Below are 14,983 nucleotides of genomic sequence, written 5' to 3' on the forward strand. Positions count from 1 at the left end.
GGTGCGCGAATACTGCGCCAACACCAGGGAAATCGTGGCTGCGCCTGTTTTTTAAAGTTATTTTCGAAAGGGCGCTGCCTGAAAAATTTAGGCCGCACGCAGATAAGATAGCAAATCTTAAATGGTTTGTTACATGAATCAGTGAAATGTGTGAAGCATAGCGTTTTAATCAAAATTATTAATGTGCTTCAGCAAGTTGCAGAAAAGGATTGTCATGATGAAAAAGATTGGTGTCGTGCTGAGCGGATGTGGTGTTTACGATGGTTCTGAGATACATGAAGCCGTCATCACGCTGCTGGCCCTGGCTAAGCAGGGAGCAGAGGTTATTTGTTTTGCGCCAGACAAAAATCAGTCGGATGTGATTAATCATCTGACCGGCGAGCCGATGGCGGAAACCCGTAATGTGCTGATTGAAGCCGCGCGCATTGCGCGAGGTGATATCCATCCTCTTATTCAGGCAGACCCGACAGAGCTTGATGCGCTGATTGTGCCGGGTGGGTTTGGCGCGGCCAAAAATCTCAGTACCTTTGCTGCGCAGGGCGCGGAGTGTCAGATCGATCCTCATCTAAAAGCGCTGTCGCAGGCCATGCATGCGGCAGGAAAACCGCTGGGCTTTATCTGCATCGCGCCGGCAATGCTGCCCAGGATTTTTGATTTCCCGCTGCGCCTGACTATCGGGACGGATATTGATACCGCAGAGATCGTCGAGGAAATGGGGGGCGAACACGTTCCGTGCCCGGTTGATGACATTGTGGTTGATGAAGATAACAAAATTGTCACTACGCCAGCGTATATGCTGGCGAATAATATCGCTGAGGCTGCCTCAGGAATTGAAAAGCTGGTGGCCCGCGTGCTGGTGCTGACTGAATGAGGCGTAAATTTGCCGCAGGCGCAGGGGTGAAGCGTATTCTCTTGCGTATCGTTCTTGTACTGGCGGTATTTTGGGGAGGCGGGCTGGCTTTATTCAGCATTATGCCGGTTCCGTTCTCTGCCGTTATGGTTGAGCGCCAGCTCGGCGCGTGGTTCAGCGGCGATTTCAGCTATGTTGCCCACTCAGACTGGGTGAGCATGGACGAGATCTCACCGTTCATGGGGCTGGCGGTCATCGCGGCGGAGGACCAGAAATTCCCGGAGCACTGGGGGTTCGACGTTGCGGCCATTGAGAAGGCGCTAGCCCATAACGAACGCCATGAAAACCGCGTGCGCGGCGCGTCAACCTTGTCGCAGCAGACGGCCAAAAATCTGTTTCTGTGGGATGGTCGAAGCTGGGTGCGAAAAGGGCTGGAAGCGGGGCTGACCCTGGGGATGGAAACGGTCTGGAGCAAAAAACGCATTCTGACCGTCTATCTCAACGTCGCTGAGTTTGGCGACGGTGTTTTTGGCGTGGAAGCTGCCGCGCAGCGTTATTTCAATAAGCCAGCCAGCCGTCTGAGCATGTCAGAAGCAGCGCTATTGGCCGCTGTTTTACCGAACCCTATCCGCTTTAAAGCCAGTGCCCCATCAGGGTACGTGCGAAGTCGTCAGGCGTGGATCATACGCCAGATGAATCAACTGGGTGGAGAGGGCTTTATGCAGCGTAATAATCTTATGTAGGGCGGGTAAGCGCAGCGCCACCCGCCGAGGGGCGAACGTTAGTCTTCGTCAAAGCCGGCGTTAAACAGGGCAATTACCGCCGCCAGCGCTTCCTCTTCCTGAGGTCCGGTGGCTTCTACTTCAATCTGGCGCCCTTTGGCGGAATCCAGCATCAGCAGGGCGATCACGCTGTTTGCTTCCGCTTCGGTACCTTCGTCATTCCGCAGCAGAACCTCTGCATCAAAACCCTGCATCAGCTCAAACAGTTTCATCGCCGGGCGTGCATGCATACCCAGCTTATTGGTGATCTCAACGGTTTGTTTTACGGTCATGTTTTACGTTTTTCCAGCGTGCGATGACGGGACTGAACGTTCTTCCCGCGCGAGCGGAAATAGTCGGCCAGCTGTTCGGCGATGTAAACCGAACGATGTTTACCGCCGGTACAGCCAATCGCCACCGTCAGGTAGCTACGATTGTTTGTCTCCAGCATAGGTAACCATAGCTCAAGGTAGCTTCGCGTCTGGTAGATAAAATTGTGAACTTCTGTGTGCCGGTCGAGGAAGGCCGCGACGGGTTTATCCAGGCCTGTCATTGGACGCAGCTTCGGATCCCAGTGCGGGTTCGGCAGGAAGCGCACGTCGAAAACGTAATCCGCATCAATCGGAATACCGTGCTTAAAGCCGAAGGATTCGAACACCATCGTCAGTTCACGCTCGCGTTTACCCAACAAACGGGTACGCAGCATTTCCGCCAGTTCGTGAACGGACATCTCAGAGGTGTCGACAATCAGGTCGGCACGAGAACGCAGCGGCTCCAGCAGGTCGCTCTCTTCATCGATAGCGCTCTCCAGAGAGAGGTTCTTGCTGGAAAGCGGGTGTAAACGACGGGTATCGCTGTAGCGACGGATCAGCGTATTGCGGTCTGCATCAAGGAACAGCAGCTGAGGCGAGAACGCATCAGGCAGGTTGCTCATGGCCTGTTCGAAGATCTCTGGCGATTCAGGCATGTTACGGACGTCGATACTGACGGCGGCAGAGGTTTGTCTCTCCGCAAGCGTGCGTGCCAGGTCAGGCAACAACACGACCGGCAGGTTATCGACGCAGTAAAAACCCATGTCTTCCAGCGCGCGCAGAGCAACGGATTTCCCCGACCCTGAACGGCCACTGACAATCATCAGCACCATGTTCCGTTTCTCCTCAGGACAACAGATGTGAAGGCCATCTCCTGGTTATGCATCATCCTGATTGCCTTCTGCTTCAGTGATAATTTGATAGAGCTCTTCATCACTTTGGGCCGAGCGCAGTCGACGGCAAATGGTTTTATCGGCCAGACGTTTTGCGACCAGCGACAGCGTATGCAGATGGGTTTTCGTCTGGTCGGCAGGCACCAGCAGCGCGAAGAGGAGATCGACGGGCTGGTTATCAATGGCATCGAAGGCGATGGGTGTTTCAAGCTGCACAAACACACCAACGGCACGCAGGGTATCCTCTTCCAGTTTGCCGTGCGGGATCGCGATGCCGTTGCCGATACCGGTACTGCCCATTTTTTCACGGGTCAGAATCGCTTCGAACACCACCTGCGGCGGCAGGCCCAGCTGTTTTGCAGCCAGCTCACTGATGATCTCCAGCGCACGTTTTTTGCTCTGGCAGTGAACCGCACTGCGGGTACATTCCTGGTTAAGGACATTGCTCAGTTGAAGAGCGGAATCGTTGTTCATCATAATTTCACCTAAGCGCTAACTGTACAAATGGCCTGTTGTGTTTCACAACAGGCCGTCCTGCACCCGTTAACTGCCCGGACAATTAGTGTTGTTTCAGTTTATCTTTATGTTTATTGAGCTGTCGTGCAAGCTTATCAATCAAGCCGTCGATAGCAGCGTACATGTCTTGCCCTTCCGCACTGGCATGCAGTTCACCCCCGTTAACATGCAGGGTGGCATCCGAGATATGAGTCACTTTCTCCACTTTCAACACAATATAGACCTGATTGATCCTTTCGAAATACTGCTCGAGTTTTGCAAACTTCGCGTTCACAAAGTCGCGTAAAGCCTCAGTAATTTCGACGTTTTGTCCAGTGATGTTGAGCTGCATAGTGTCTTCCTTATCGGTTGTGTCAGACCAGCTGTTTACGCTGGTTGGACGGCGGAATGGATAAAGACTCTCGATACTTCGCAACAGTACGACGTGCCACCATAATACCCTGATCGGACAGCATGGTGGTTAACTTACTGTCGCTTAGTGGCTTCGCGGGGTTCTCCGCGGCGATCAACTTCTTCACCAGGGCACGAATGGCCGTTGACGACGCTTCGCCGCCGCCCTCGGTATTCACATGGCTGGAGAAGAAATACTTAAGCTCAAAAATACCGCGTGGACTGTGCAGATACTTCTGCGTGGTGACACGGGAAATGGTTGATTCATGCATTTCGACGGCCTGGGCGATATCCGCCAGTACCATCGGTTTCATATACTCTTCGCCCTGCTCAAAGAACGCCTGCTGCTGTTCGACAATACAGCGGCTGACGCGTAGCAGCGTATCATTTCGGCTCTCCAGACTTTTGATCAACCATCGCGCTTCCTGAAGATTGCTTCGAATATATTGATTGTCGGAGTCGTTACGTGCGCTGGTGCACATGGAGGCATACTGCTGGTTGATTTGCAGGCGAGGAATGCTGTCTGAATTCAGTTCAACGACCCAGCGGTCATTGTGTTTTCTGACCAGCACGTCCGGGATGACGTACTCGGGCTCGCTGGTCTGGATCGACTGTCCCGGGCGCGGATCGAGCGACTGGATCAGATTCACCGCTTCTTTCAGCACCTCTTCCTTCAGGCGCGTGACGCGCATCAGGGAGCGGAAATCGTGGTTAGCCAACAGATCCAGATGATCGCTGATGATTAAGCGCGCCTCGTCGATCCATGGCGTCTCTTTGCTGAACTGAGAAAGCTGGATCAGCAGACAGTCGCGCAGATCTTTTGCGGCCACGCCTACCGGATCGAAACGCTGAATGCGCTTCAGTACGGCTTCGATCTCCTCAAGCTCAATCTCTTCATCGCCCATGCTTTCCAGAATATCGTCCAGCGTGACGGTCAAATAGCCGGTGTCGTCAACGGCATCGACAATTGAGGTGGCAATCGCGCGGTCGGTATCGGAGAAAGGGGTGAGTTCCACCTGCCACATCAGATAATCCTGCAGCGACTGGGTGGTTTCTCCCTGATAGACCGGTAGCTCATCGTCCTGGTAGTCTGCACGCGTACCGGAAGGCGTTCCGGCGGTGTAGATTTCATCCCAGCTGGCATCCAGCGGTAGCTCGTCGGGCATCTCTTTTTGTTCGAGTGCATCCGCGGTGTCGAGCGCTTCTGTATCCTGAGATTGCTGGGTATCTACCTCGTCATGAAGATCGGTTTGTTCCAGCAGGGGGTTGCTGTCCAGCGCCTGCTGGAGCTCCTGCTGAAGTTCTAACGTGGACAGTTGCAACAGGCGAATTGCCTGCTGTAGCTGCGGCGTCATCGCCAGTTGTTGGCTGAGCCTTAATTGCAAACCTTGCTTCATGTTCAGAGCATTTTTCTCCGGTTCGGCGTTACGTTACCTCTACCCTATCAGAGTCTGAAGTCTTCCCCAAGATAGACGCGCTTAACATGATCGTCTTCGAGGATCTGCTGCGGCGTACCGTGGGCGATCAGATTGCCCTGGCTCACAATATACGCGCGTTCACACACGGCCAGCGTTTCACGGACGTTGTGGTCGGTGATCAGTACGCCAAGCCCGCTGTCACGCAGGTGTTCAATGATACGTTTGATGTCGATTACCGAAATCGGGTCAACGCCCGCAAACGGTTCATCCAGAAGGATAAATTTCGGGTTTGCGGCCAGCGCACGCGCAATCTCAACACGACGGCGTTCACCCCCGGAGAGTGCCTGACCGAGGCTGTCACGCAGATGCTCAATATGGAACTCTTCCATCAGCTCGTTGGCACGATCCTGACGCTGTTCGCTGGTCAGGTCGTTACGAATTTGCAGGACCGCCATCAGGTTATCGTAAACGCTAAGACGACGGAAAATGGAGGCTTCCTGCGGCAGGTAGCCGATCCCGCGACGCGCGCGCGCGTGCAGCGGCAGAAGGCTGATGTCTTCATCGTCAATGATAATGTTGCCGGCATCGCGCGGCACAATGCCAACGACCATGTAGAAGGTGGTGGTTTTACCCGCACCGTTAGGGCCAAGCAGCCCTACAATTTCGCCGGAGTTGACGGTCAGACTGACATCTTCTACGACACGGCGGCCCTTATAGGCCTTCGCGAGATTTTTTGCAGTTAATGTTGCCATAACGAATTAGTTACTCTTCTTCTGTGCCGGGGCCTGGCCTTTGCCTTTGTCCTGCAGCTGCGACGGAACCAGTACGGTCGTGACGCGTTTGCCTTTCTCGCTGGAGGCCTGCATTTTTTGCTCTTTCACCAGATAGGTGATTCGGTCGCCAGTAATGTTGCTGTCCAGCTGTTCCAGATACGCGTTTCCGGTCAGGATGACCAGATCCTTCGCCAGCTCGTAGTGCATATGCGAGGCGTGACCTTTCACAGGCTTGCCGTTGTCCTGCATCTGGTAGAAGGTTGCCGGGTTACCGTAACCATCAATGATCTCTTTGCCCTGCTCGCCACCCGGACGGGTCACGACCACTTTGTCGGCGTTGATTTTGATGGTGCCCTGAGTCATGACGACGTTACCCGTAAAGGTGACGACGTTGCCCTGCATATCGAGAGACTGGGTATCGGACTCGATATGGATCGGTTGGTCGGTATCGCCCGTTACAGCAAGCGCGGGGAGACTGGTCGCCAGCATCGCGCTGGCGATAATTACTTTAAGGCTGAGTTTGTTTGTTTTGAATTTCATAGGAGGTTCTAACCTTTTCAATCAGCTCGGCGTTCTTGCTGCGTAAGTTCCCGCGCATTCTCAAACCGCTGGAATTAAATGTTGTGCCATACAGTGTGACCAGATCCTGCGAGGTCACGTCCTGGGTTACCAGGTTAATTTGGGCATTATCCGTCGTAATTTTTCGCAGTTGTGAGTCAGCGGTCAGGGCGTTGACTTCAACGTGGCCATACAGATAAAGCATACGGTCATTTGTCAGTTTTGCCCGATCTGACTTAATTGACCACGTCGGCACCTTGTCCTTATCAAACGTGGTCATGACAGGCTGGGTAAACCACGAAATACCGTCATCTGAAAAATATTCAACGTGCTGGGCAATCAGACGATAGTTCAGCGCGCCTTCCGGGCTGTAGACCACGGTGTCGCTGTGATCGCTTTTATAGGTTGGATCGTTATTGTTGACCACTTCCGTTTGCGTATCGTCGCGATCGGCAAGGTTCACGCCAATCAATACCAGTGCGACAAGCGAAAGCAAAATGATAATCCAACGTCTGGTTTTACTCATATCGATTGCCCTTTGGCCTCATCAAGCTTGCCCTGCGCCAGCAAAAGCAGATCGCAGACTTCACGTACGGCACCACGGCCCCCGTTGATGTGGGTAACGTAGTCAGCGCGCGGGATCAGCAGCGGGTGCGCATCGGCAACAGCGATACTCAGACCGACTTCAGCCATAACGGGCCAGTCAATCAGATCGTCCCCGACGTAGGCCACGTTTTCCGGTGCGATAGCCAGTTTACCCAGTAAATCCTTAAACGCCGCCATCTTATCGGACTGACCCTGATACAGATGGGTAATTCCTAAGGTTTCACAGCGGTCTTCTACCAGTTTAGCTTTTCGCCCGGTGATGATAGCCACCTCAATACCAGAAGTGAGCGCACAGCGGATACCATAGCCGTCGCGAACGTTAAACGCTTTCAGCTCTTCACCATTATTGCCCATGTAAATCAGGCCATCGGAGAGTACACCATCCACATCCAGGATGAGCAGGCGAATGTTTTCCGCCTTTGCCATCATCTGGGTACTGACCGGACCATAACAGGTTGCAAGGGATGCACCCGCATTACTCATTGTCTTATCCTTCATTACACTACGCCTGCGCGCAGCAGATCATGCATATGTACCACACCCAGCAACTGGTCGCCATCGGCAACCATAACGGAGGTGATATGACGGGACTGCATCAGGTTCAGCACATCCACTGCCAGCGTACCCGGACGCACGCGGATACCGCCCGGCGTCATCACGTCGGCAATGCCGAGCGTGCGGACATCGACACCCATGTCGAACACGCGACGCAGGTCGCCATCGGTGAAGATCCCCTGAATTTTCATCAGATCGTCGCACACGACCGTCATACCCAGATTCTTACGGGTAATTTCCAGCAGCGCATCACGCAGGGAGGCTTCTTTACTGACGTGAGGGATCTCATCCCCGGTGTGCATAATATCGTTTACCCGAAGCAGCAGCTTGCGCCCCAGCGCACCGCCCGGATGGGAAAGCGCGAAATCTTCCGGCGTAAAACCGCGGGCTTCGAGCAGCGCGACGGCGAGCGCATCGCCCATGACCAACGCTGCGGTAGTGCTGGACGTCGGCGCCAGGCCGAGCGGACAGGCCTCCTTGGGCACTTTCACGCACAGGTGAATATCGGCCGCACGCGCCATGCTGCTTTCCGGACGGCTGGTCATGCAAATAAGCGGCACCTGCAGTCGCTTCAGGACCGGGATCAGCGCCAGAATTTCATTGGACTCACCGGAGTTGGACAGCGCGATGACGATATCCTGCGGCGTGACCATACCCAGGTCGCCGTGCGCGGCTTCCCCCGGGTGTACAAAGAAGGAAGAGGTTCCGGTGCTGGCAAATGTTGCCGCCATTTTGCGTCCAATGTGGCCGGACTTGCCCATCCCCATCACCACGACTTTGCCGGCACAGTAGAACATCTTCTCACATGCCAGACTAAAATCCTGATTAATGTACCGATCTAACTGCGCCAGACCTTCACGTTCAATCTCCAGAACCTCTTTGCCTGCTTTCTGAAAGTCAAAACCCGGCTGCAATTCTATTTGCGACATAATGCGTTTCCGATTACCCAGAGAGAAGAGGCGAGAGCCAGTACAGCATCGCCATCCATACGATAAATCCACCCGTCAGCAGCGCGCCTGCGCCTTTGCCGATCTGTCGTTGCCGCCGCCAGCAGAGCAGGGCAAATATCACGCTGACCAATAACATCACGCCGTAGTCGCGTGAGAACGCCAGGGGATTAAAGGGCCCTGGCGTAATCAGGGCCGGCAGGCCCATCACAATGGCGATATTAAAAATGTTAGAACCGATGATATTACCAATGGCAATGTCATCCTCGCCTTTACGCGCCCCCGCAATAGCCGTGGCCAGCTCCGGCAGGCTGGTACCGATGGCAATCACCGTCAGGCCAATGGTCAGTTCACTGATGGCGAAATAGTTCGCCAGCACCGTCGCGTTATCCACGACCATGCGCGTTGCCATCGGCATGATGATCAGCGCAACGCCAAGCCAGAGCAGGGCAACAGGCAGCGTGCCTTCTCGTGGAAGTTCGGCAACCTGCTCACGCGTAAGGCTATCCTGGCCCTGCTTCTCAGCCAGACGGGCGATTTTAACACTATACAGCAGCCAAATGACGGCCAGCGCCAGCAAGAAAATGCCGTCGCTATAGCTCAATACACCATCGTAAAATACGCAGCCTGCCAGCAGGCTTACGATTAACATTAGCGGCAATTCACGGCGCAGAACATCAGAATGCACGCGAAATGGATGGAGCAGGGCGGCCAGGCCTAAAATCAAGAGTATATTGACGATGTTAGAGCCAATCGCGGTGCCGACTGCCAGGTCTAACTGACCATGCAGCGATGCCGAGACAGAGACGATGATCTCAGGAAGTGACGTTCCAACACTGACCACGGTCATCCCGATGACGACAGGCGGTACGCCCGTCAGGCGACACAGAATAGATGCAGCAAACACTAAACGGTCAGCACTGTAGACCACCAATAGTAAACCAATTATTAACAGTGCTGTTGCTAAAAGCATCAAAAGTCCTTTCTTCAGGTATACTCGTCGGTCCATCGCGCGGGAATGGCTGGACTGCATACAGTCTGAGGCGTAACGAATTCCTAATTTTGACTTTATGCGCCGGAAAAGTAAAACAAATGCCAGCTTTCGCTAACCTCAACGGCTATTATTCTGTAAAAATGCGGAGTTGAGGGCTGATTCAGGCGTCATGCCTTAACGTGAGCAGGGTAATAAAGGAACCATAAATGAGCCAAACGATGGCGAATTTAGTCGATGTTCGCGGTGTGAGTTTTTCTCGCGCCAACAGATTGATATTTGATGATATTTCGTTGACCGTACCGCGTGGCAAGATCACTGCCATCATGGGGCCGTCCGGGATCGGTAAAACGACCCTGCTGCGCCTTATTGGTGGGCAGATCCCACCCGATCGCGGTGAAATCCTCTTTGATGGTGAAAACATCCCGGAGATGTCACGCTCGCGCCTGTATACTGTTCGCAAACGCATGAGCATGCTCTTTCAGTCGGGAGCCTTGTTCACCGACATGAATGTCTTTGATAACGTGGCCTATCCGCTGCGCGAGCATACCAGCCTGCCGCCGGAACTGCTGAAAAGCACGGTGATGATGAAGCTCGAAGCCGTCGGTTTGCGGGGCGCCGCGAAGCTGATGCCTTCGGAGTTGTCCGGAGGGATGGCGCGCCGCGCCGCGCTGGCGCGAGCCATTGCATTAGAACCTGATTTAATCATGTTCGACGAACCGTTTGTTGGACAGGATCCCATCACGATGGGCGTGCTGGTGAAGCTCATCTCTGAACTGAACAGCGCGCTTGGCGTCACCTGCATTGTGGTATCTCACGATGTACCGGAAGTATTGAGCATTGCCGATTACGCCTATATCGTGGCGGACAAAAAGATCGTCGCACACGGTAGCGCCCAGGCGCTGCAGGAAAATTGCGATCCGCGCGTGCGGCAGTTCCTCGACGGTATTGCCGATGGCCCTGTGCCGTTCCGCTACCCGGCGGGCGACTATCGTGACGATTTACTGGGAATAGGGAGTTAAGCCACTCATGCTGTTAAATGCGTTGGCCGCTCTCGGACACCGTGGCATAAAAACCATCAGGACGTTCGGGCGTGCCGGATTGATGTTATTCAACGCGCTGGTCGGCAAGCCGGAATTCCGTAAGCACGCACCGCTGCTGGTGCGGCAGCTTTATAATGTCGCCGTGCTGTCGATGCTCATCATCATTGTTTCCGGTCTGTTTATCGGTATGGTGCTTGGGCTACAGGGCTATCTTGTTCTGACAACCTACAGTGCGGAAACCAGCCTCGGGATGCTGGTGGCGCTCTCGCTGCTGCGTGAACTGGGGCCGGTTGTGGCGGCGCTGTTGTTCGCCGGGCGTGCAGGGTCGGCATTAACGGCTGAAATTGGCCTGATGCGTGCGACCGAGCAGCTCTCCAGCATGGAGATGATGGCGGTCGATCCGCTGCGTCGCGTGATCTCACCGCGTTTCTGGGCGGGGGTGATCTCTTTACCGCTGCTGACGATTCTGTTTGTCGCCGTGGGTATCTGGGGCGGTTCGCTGGTTGGCGTGCACTGGAAAGGCATTGATGCCGGTTTCTTCTGGTCCGCGATGCAGGACGCCATTGACCTGCGAATGGATCTGGTTAACTGCCTGATTAAAAGCGTGGTATTTGCCATTACGGTCACCTGGATTGCATTGTTCAATGGTTACGATGCCATCCCGACGTCGGCGGGCATTAGCCGTGCAACTACACGTACAGTCGTACATTCGTCGCTGGCCGTACTGGGTCTGGATTTTGTGCTCACCGCACTGATGTTTGGGAATTGAGTTCATGCAAACGAGAAAAAATGAAATTTGGGTCGGTGTATTCCTGCTGCTGGCGCTGCTGGCCGCGCTGTTTATCTGCCTGAGAGCGGCGGATATTACGTCTGTGCGCACCGAACCGACGTATCGCATCTATGCCACCTTCGATAACATCGGCGGGCTGAAGGCGCGTTCACCGGTTCGTATCGGCGGCGTGGTGATCGGACGCGTATCTGACATTACGCTTGATGAGAAAACCTATCTGCCACGCGTCGCGATGGATATCGAAGAGCGTTACAACCATATCCCGGACACCAGTTCCCTTTCTATCCGTACTTCCGGCCTGCTGGGCGAACAATATCTGGCGCTTAACGTTGGCTTTGAAGACCCCGAGCTGGGAACGACTATCCTTAAAGACGGTAGCGTCATTCAGGATACGAAATCCGCGATGGTGCTGGAGGATATGATTGGTCAATTCCTTTACAGCAGTAAAGGGGATGAGAAAAAATCCGACGCTGCCCCAGCGCAGAGCGAAGATCATACCGACGTCGCACCGACGCCTGGCGCGACGAATTAATATCAGGAGAAGTCATTCATGTTTAAACGACTGTTAATGGTTGCCATGCTGGTCATCGCCCCTCTTACCGCCGCTCACGCTGCGGATCAGAGTAACCCGTACAAACTGATGGACGAAGCGGCGAAGAAGACCTTCGACCGTCTTAAAAACGAACAGCCTAAAATTCGTGCTAATCCTGATTATCTGCGCGACGTCGTTGACCAGGAGCTGCTGCCGTACGTGCAGATTAAATATGCGGGTGCGCTGGTGCTGGGACGTTATTACAAAGACGCGACCCCTGCGCAGCGTGATGCCTACTTTGCCGCGTTCCGTGAATACCTGAAACAGGCTTACGGCCAGGCGCTGGCGATGTACCACGGTCAGACCTATCAGATTGCGCCTGAGCAGCCGCTGGGCGATGCGACTATCGTCCCTATCCGTGTGACGATCAACGATCCTAACGGTCGTCCGCCGGTTCGTCTGGATTTCCAGTGGCGTAAAAACAGCCAGACCGGTCACTGGCAGGCGTATGACATGATTGCCGAAGGGGTAAGCATGATCACCACCAAACAAAACGAATGGAGCGACCTGCTGCGCACCAAGGGCATCGATGGCCTGACCGCGCAGCTGCAGTCTATCTCTCGTCAGAAAATTAGCCTGGATGAGAAGAAGTAATGTCACAGCAACTCAGCTGGTCGCGTGAAGGCGAGACATTAAAGCTGTCCGGTGAGCTGGATCAGGATCTGCTGAACCCACTGTGGGACAAACGCCATGAAGCGATGCAGGGCGTGACGCTCATCGACTTAACCGACGTCACGCGGGTGGATACGGCGGGGGTTGCGCTGCTTGCCCATCTGGTTGCGGTAGGGAAAAAGCAGGGGGCTAGCGTCACGCTTCACGGCGCAAGCGATAATGTCGTGACCCTTGCGCAGCTCTACAACCTCCCTCAGGACGTACTGCCTCGTTAATATTTTCAGTGCGTTACTTCCGAAAGCCCTGACAGTTTCATCGTCGGGGCTTTTTGCTTGTTTAAGACAACGCCACTTTGCTCTAAGATGTTGGGCTTGTTTTCACTATCAGATGATTAAGAACCCATGGAAAATCATGAAATCCAGACAGTGCTGATGAATGCACTCTCCCTTCAGGAAGCCCACGTCTCTGGCGATGGCAGTCACTTCCAGGTTATTGCTGTGGGTGAGATGTTCGACGGTATGAGCCGTGTGAAGAAACAGCAGGCTGTGTACGCGCCGCTGATGGAATATATTGCGGATAACCGCATCCACGCCCTGTCGATTAAAGCGTTCACCCCGCAAGAGTGGGCACGCGATCGCAAACTAAACGGTTTTTGAGCTGAGGGCGACAGGCCCGCAGCACGGTTGAATTTATAAGAGAGCACACAATGGATAAATTTCGTGTACAGGGGCCAACGCGTCTCCAGGGCGAAGTCACAATTTCTGGCGCGAAAAACGCCGCGCTGCCAATCCTCTTTGCTGCGCTGCTCGCGGAAGAGCCGGTAGAAATTCAGAACGTACCGAAGCTGAAAGATATCGATACCACCATGAAGTTGCTCACCCAGTTGGGCACGAAAGTCGAGCGTAACGGTTCCGTCTGGATCGACGCCAGCAAGGTGAATAACTTCTCAGCCCCATACGATCTGGTGAAAACCATGCGCGCATCCATCTGGGCGCTTGGTCCGCTGGTGGCGCGTTTTGGTCAGGGTCAGGTCTCTCTGCCGGGCGGCTGCGCTATCGGTGCGCGTCCGGTTGACCTGCACATCTTTGGTCTGGAAAAACTGGGCGCAGAGATCAAGCTGGAAGAAGGTTACGTTAAAGCATCTGTTAATGGCCGTCTGAAAGGCGCGCACATTGTCATGGACAAAGTGAGCGTGGGCGCAACGGTCACCATTATGTCTGCGGCGACGCTGGCAGAAGGGACCACTATCATCGAAAACGCCGCGCGCGAACCGGAAATTGTGGATACCGCCAACTTCCTCGTGGCGCTGGGCGCGAAGATCTCCGGTCATGGTACTGACCGTATCACCATTGAAGGCGTTGAGCGTCTGGGCGGTGGTGTCTATCGCGTACTGCCGGACCGTATCGAAACCGGTACCTTCCTGGTCGCTGCGGCGATCTCTGGCGGTAAGATTGTTTGTCGCAACGCGCAGCCTGATACCCTGGATGCGGTGCTCGCGAAACTGCGCGATGCGGGTGCGGATATCGAAATCGGTGAAGACTGGATCAGCCTTGATATGCACGGCCAGCGTCCAAAAGCGGTCAATGTGCGTACGGCACCGCATCCGGCGTTCCCAACGGATATGCAGGCGCAGTTCACCTTGCTGAACCTGGTCGCAGAAGGGACTGGCTTCATCACTGAAACTATTTTCGAGAACCGCTTCATGCACGTACCGGAGCTGATCCGTATGGGTGCGCATGCTGAGATCGAAAGTAATACCGTGATTTGCCATGGCGTTGAGAAACTGTCAGGTGCTCAGGTGATGGCAACCGATCTGCGTGCGTCTGCAAGCCTGGTGCTGGCGGGTTGTATCGCGGAAGGTACAACGATCGTGGATCGTATTTATCACATCGATCGTGGCTATGAGCGTATCGAGGATAAACTGCGCGCGCTGGGTGCCAATATCGAGCGTGTGAAGGGCGAGTAATCGTTCCGGCAGCCCCCTGCCAGCAATGACCGGGGGGTTGCTGTTCCCGCCAAAAAAACGTTATTCCTTCGGTTCTTTCTTTGCCTTTCTTTGGCGAATCATGCGCGTTCTGTCGATAAACTCATGGGTAATGGGATCGTGATAGCGCGAAGGCCAAATCACCCACGGATGCGTATCCAGCGCCGTCGCGATAATTAATTCTCCCTTGGGCCAGGGGCGGGTGAGGGCGTTTGCCAGTGTCGAAGAGCTCAGACCATGGCGACGGGACTCTGCTGCCAGGGAAGTGCCTCTTTTGCGCAGCGCGGCAATAATATCAGCCGTGTGCCAGTCGATAAATTTCGTATCCATAACGCTGTCCTTAAGTTCGGATTCACCTACGCCGTTTCCTCTGAAACGACGAGGTTACTATAC

The 14,983-nt window shown here is 54.3% G+C and carries 21 protein-coding genes; 9 read left to right on the top strand and 12 right to left on the bottom strand.

What is annotated here, in order from left to right:
* The first annotated feature begins 217 nt into the window (after positions 1–217).
* Positions 218–871, top strand: coding sequence for an isoprenoid biosynthesis glyoxalase ElbB (gene elbB, locus V4835_RS02790; protein ID WP_063143584.1), 654 nt, complete (start codon positions 218–220; stop codon positions 869–871).
* Complete coding sequence (mtgA, locus tag V4835_RS02795) at positions 868–1,593, top strand: monofunctional biosynthetic peptidoglycan transglycosylase (protein WP_063143583.1); 726 nt, start codon at positions 868–870, stop codon at positions 1,591–1,593. Before elbB ends, mtgA begins: the two co-directional genes overlap by 4 nt.
* 38 nt (positions 1,594–1,631) lie before the next feature.
* Here the strand turns inward: mtgA and npr are convergent, their stop codons facing one another.
* The 11 genes from npr to V4835_RS02850 all read right to left on the bottom strand — a co-directional run bounded on the left by npr (position 1,632) and on the right by V4835_RS02850 (position 9,551).
* Positions 1,632–1,904 carry a PTS phosphocarrier protein NPr gene (gene npr, locus V4835_RS02800; protein ID WP_003861872.1) on the bottom strand — a complete coding sequence of 91 codons (273 nt, stop codon included), beginning with the start codon at positions 1,902–1,904 and terminating at the stop codon, positions 1,632–1,634.
* On the bottom strand, positions 1,901–2,755 hold the full coding sequence (gene rapZ, locus V4835_RS02805; RefSeq protein WP_014885397.1) for an RNase adapter RapZ: 855 nt from the start codon (positions 2,753–2,755) through the stop codon (positions 1,901–1,903). The genes npr and rapZ overlap by 4 nt, the downstream gene beginning before the upstream one ends.
* A 45-nt stretch (positions 2,756–2,800) precedes the next feature.
* Complete coding sequence (ptsN, locus tag V4835_RS02810; protein WP_008501443.1) at positions 2,801–3,292, bottom strand: PTS IIA-like nitrogen regulatory protein PtsN; 492 nt, start codon at positions 3,290–3,292, stop codon at positions 2,801–2,803.
* 82 nt (positions 3,293–3,374) lie between these two features.
* On the bottom strand, positions 3,375–3,662 hold the full coding sequence (gene hpf / locus V4835_RS02815) for a ribosome hibernation promoting factor (RefSeq protein ID WP_008501444.1): 288 nt from the start codon (positions 3,660–3,662) through the stop codon (positions 3,375–3,377).
* A 22-nt stretch (positions 3,663–3,684) separates the two neighbouring features.
* Positions 3,685–5,118 (bottom strand): RNA polymerase factor sigma-54, encoded by a 1,434-nt coding sequence (gene rpoN / locus V4835_RS02820; protein ID WP_063143582.1) that lies wholly within the window; start codon positions 5,116–5,118, stop codon positions 3,685–3,687.
* Between the two features lie 47 nt (positions 5,119–5,165).
* Complete coding sequence (lptB, locus tag V4835_RS02825) at positions 5,166–5,891, bottom strand: LPS export ABC transporter ATP-binding protein (RefSeq protein ID WP_023309359.1); 726 nt, start codon at positions 5,889–5,891, stop codon at positions 5,166–5,168.
* A 6-nt stretch (positions 5,892–5,897) separates the two neighbouring features.
* Positions 5,898–6,452: a lipopolysaccharide ABC transporter substrate-binding protein LptA gene (lptA, locus tag V4835_RS02830; protein WP_023333608.1), complete on the bottom strand. Its 555-nt coding sequence runs from the start codon at positions 6,450–6,452 to the stop codon at positions 5,898–5,900.
* Positions 6,421–6,996 (bottom strand): LPS export ABC transporter periplasmic protein LptC, encoded by a 576-nt coding sequence (lptC, locus tag V4835_RS02835; RefSeq protein ID WP_023309357.1) that lies wholly within the window; start codon positions 6,994–6,996, stop codon positions 6,421–6,423. Before lptC ends, lptA begins: the two co-directional genes overlap by 32 nt.
* Positions 6,993–7,559, bottom strand: coding sequence for a 3-deoxy-manno-octulosonate-8-phosphatase KdsC (kdsC, locus tag V4835_RS02840; protein ID WP_023309356.1), 567 nt, complete (start codon positions 7,557–7,559; stop codon positions 6,993–6,995). The genes lptC and kdsC overlap by 4 nt, the downstream gene beginning before the upstream one ends.
* Positions 7,560–7,573: 14 nt before the next feature.
* Positions 7,574–8,560, bottom strand: coding sequence for an arabinose-5-phosphate isomerase KdsD (gene kdsD / locus V4835_RS02845; RefSeq protein WP_032659705.1), 987 nt, complete (start codon positions 8,558–8,560; stop codon positions 7,574–7,576).
* Positions 8,561–8,573: 13 nt separating this feature from the next.
* Positions 8,574–9,551, bottom strand: coding sequence for a calcium/sodium antiporter (locus tag V4835_RS02850; protein WP_023309354.1), 978 nt, complete (start codon positions 9,549–9,551; stop codon positions 8,574–8,576).
* A 227-nt stretch (positions 9,552–9,778) separates the two neighbouring features.
* Here V4835_RS02850 and mlaF point away from each other — a divergent pair, with 227 nt between their 5' ends.
* The 7 genes from mlaF to murA all read left to right on the top strand — a co-directional run bounded on the left by mlaF (position 9,779) and on the right by murA (position 14,572).
* A complete protein-coding gene (gene mlaF, locus V4835_RS02855; RefSeq protein WP_023309353.1) occupies positions 9,779–10,591 on the top strand; it encodes a phospholipid ABC transporter ATP-binding protein MlaF in 813 nt (270 codons plus the stop codon).
* Positions 10,592–10,598: 7 nt separating this feature from the next.
* Positions 10,599–11,381 carry a lipid asymmetry maintenance ABC transporter permease subunit MlaE gene (mlaE, locus tag V4835_RS02860; protein ID WP_023333605.1) on the top strand — a complete coding sequence of 261 codons (783 nt, stop codon included), beginning with the start codon at positions 10,599–10,601 and terminating at the stop codon, positions 11,379–11,381.
* Positions 11,382–11,385: 4 nt separating this feature from the next.
* Positions 11,386–11,934, top strand: coding sequence for an outer membrane lipid asymmetry maintenance protein MlaD (gene mlaD / locus V4835_RS02865; RefSeq protein WP_063143619.1), 549 nt, complete (start codon positions 11,386–11,388; stop codon positions 11,932–11,934).
* Positions 11,935–11,952: 18 nt separating this feature from the next.
* Positions 11,953–12,588 (top strand): phospholipid-binding protein MlaC, encoded by a 636-nt coding sequence (gene mlaC / locus V4835_RS02870; protein ID WP_063143581.1) that lies wholly within the window; start codon positions 11,953–11,955, stop codon positions 12,586–12,588.
* A complete protein-coding gene (gene mlaB / locus V4835_RS02875; RefSeq protein WP_032639716.1) occupies positions 12,588–12,881 on the top strand; it encodes a lipid asymmetry maintenance protein MlaB in 294 nt (97 codons plus the stop codon). Before mlaC ends, mlaB begins: the two co-directional genes overlap by 1 nt.
* Positions 12,882–13,007: 126 nt before the next feature.
* Positions 13,008–13,262: a BolA family iron metabolism protein IbaG gene (ibaG, locus tag V4835_RS02880; RefSeq protein ID WP_023333602.1), complete on the top strand. Its 255-nt coding sequence runs from the start codon at positions 13,008–13,010 to the stop codon at positions 13,260–13,262.
* A gap of 50 nt (positions 13,263–13,312) precedes the next feature.
* Entirely contained in the window at positions 13,313–14,572 is a 1,260-nt protein-coding gene (gene murA / locus V4835_RS02885; RefSeq protein WP_331411142.1) for a UDP-N-acetylglucosamine 1-carboxyvinyltransferase, read from the top strand.
* 60 nt (positions 14,573–14,632) lie between these two features.
* Here murA and sfsB read toward each other — a convergent pair whose 3' ends face one another.
* On the bottom strand, positions 14,633–14,920 hold the full coding sequence (gene sfsB / locus V4835_RS02890; RefSeq protein ID WP_023333600.1) for a DNA-binding transcriptional regulator SfsB: 288 nt from the start codon (positions 14,918–14,920) through the stop codon (positions 14,633–14,635).
* Positions 14,921–14,983 lie beyond the last annotated feature (63 nt).

It is taken from the genome of Enterobacter cloacae complex sp. CARB60, from assembly GCF_036487345.1.
GTDB lineage: Bacteria > Pseudomonadota > Gammaproteobacteria > Enterobacterales > Enterobacteriaceae > Enterobacter > Enterobacter asburiae_D.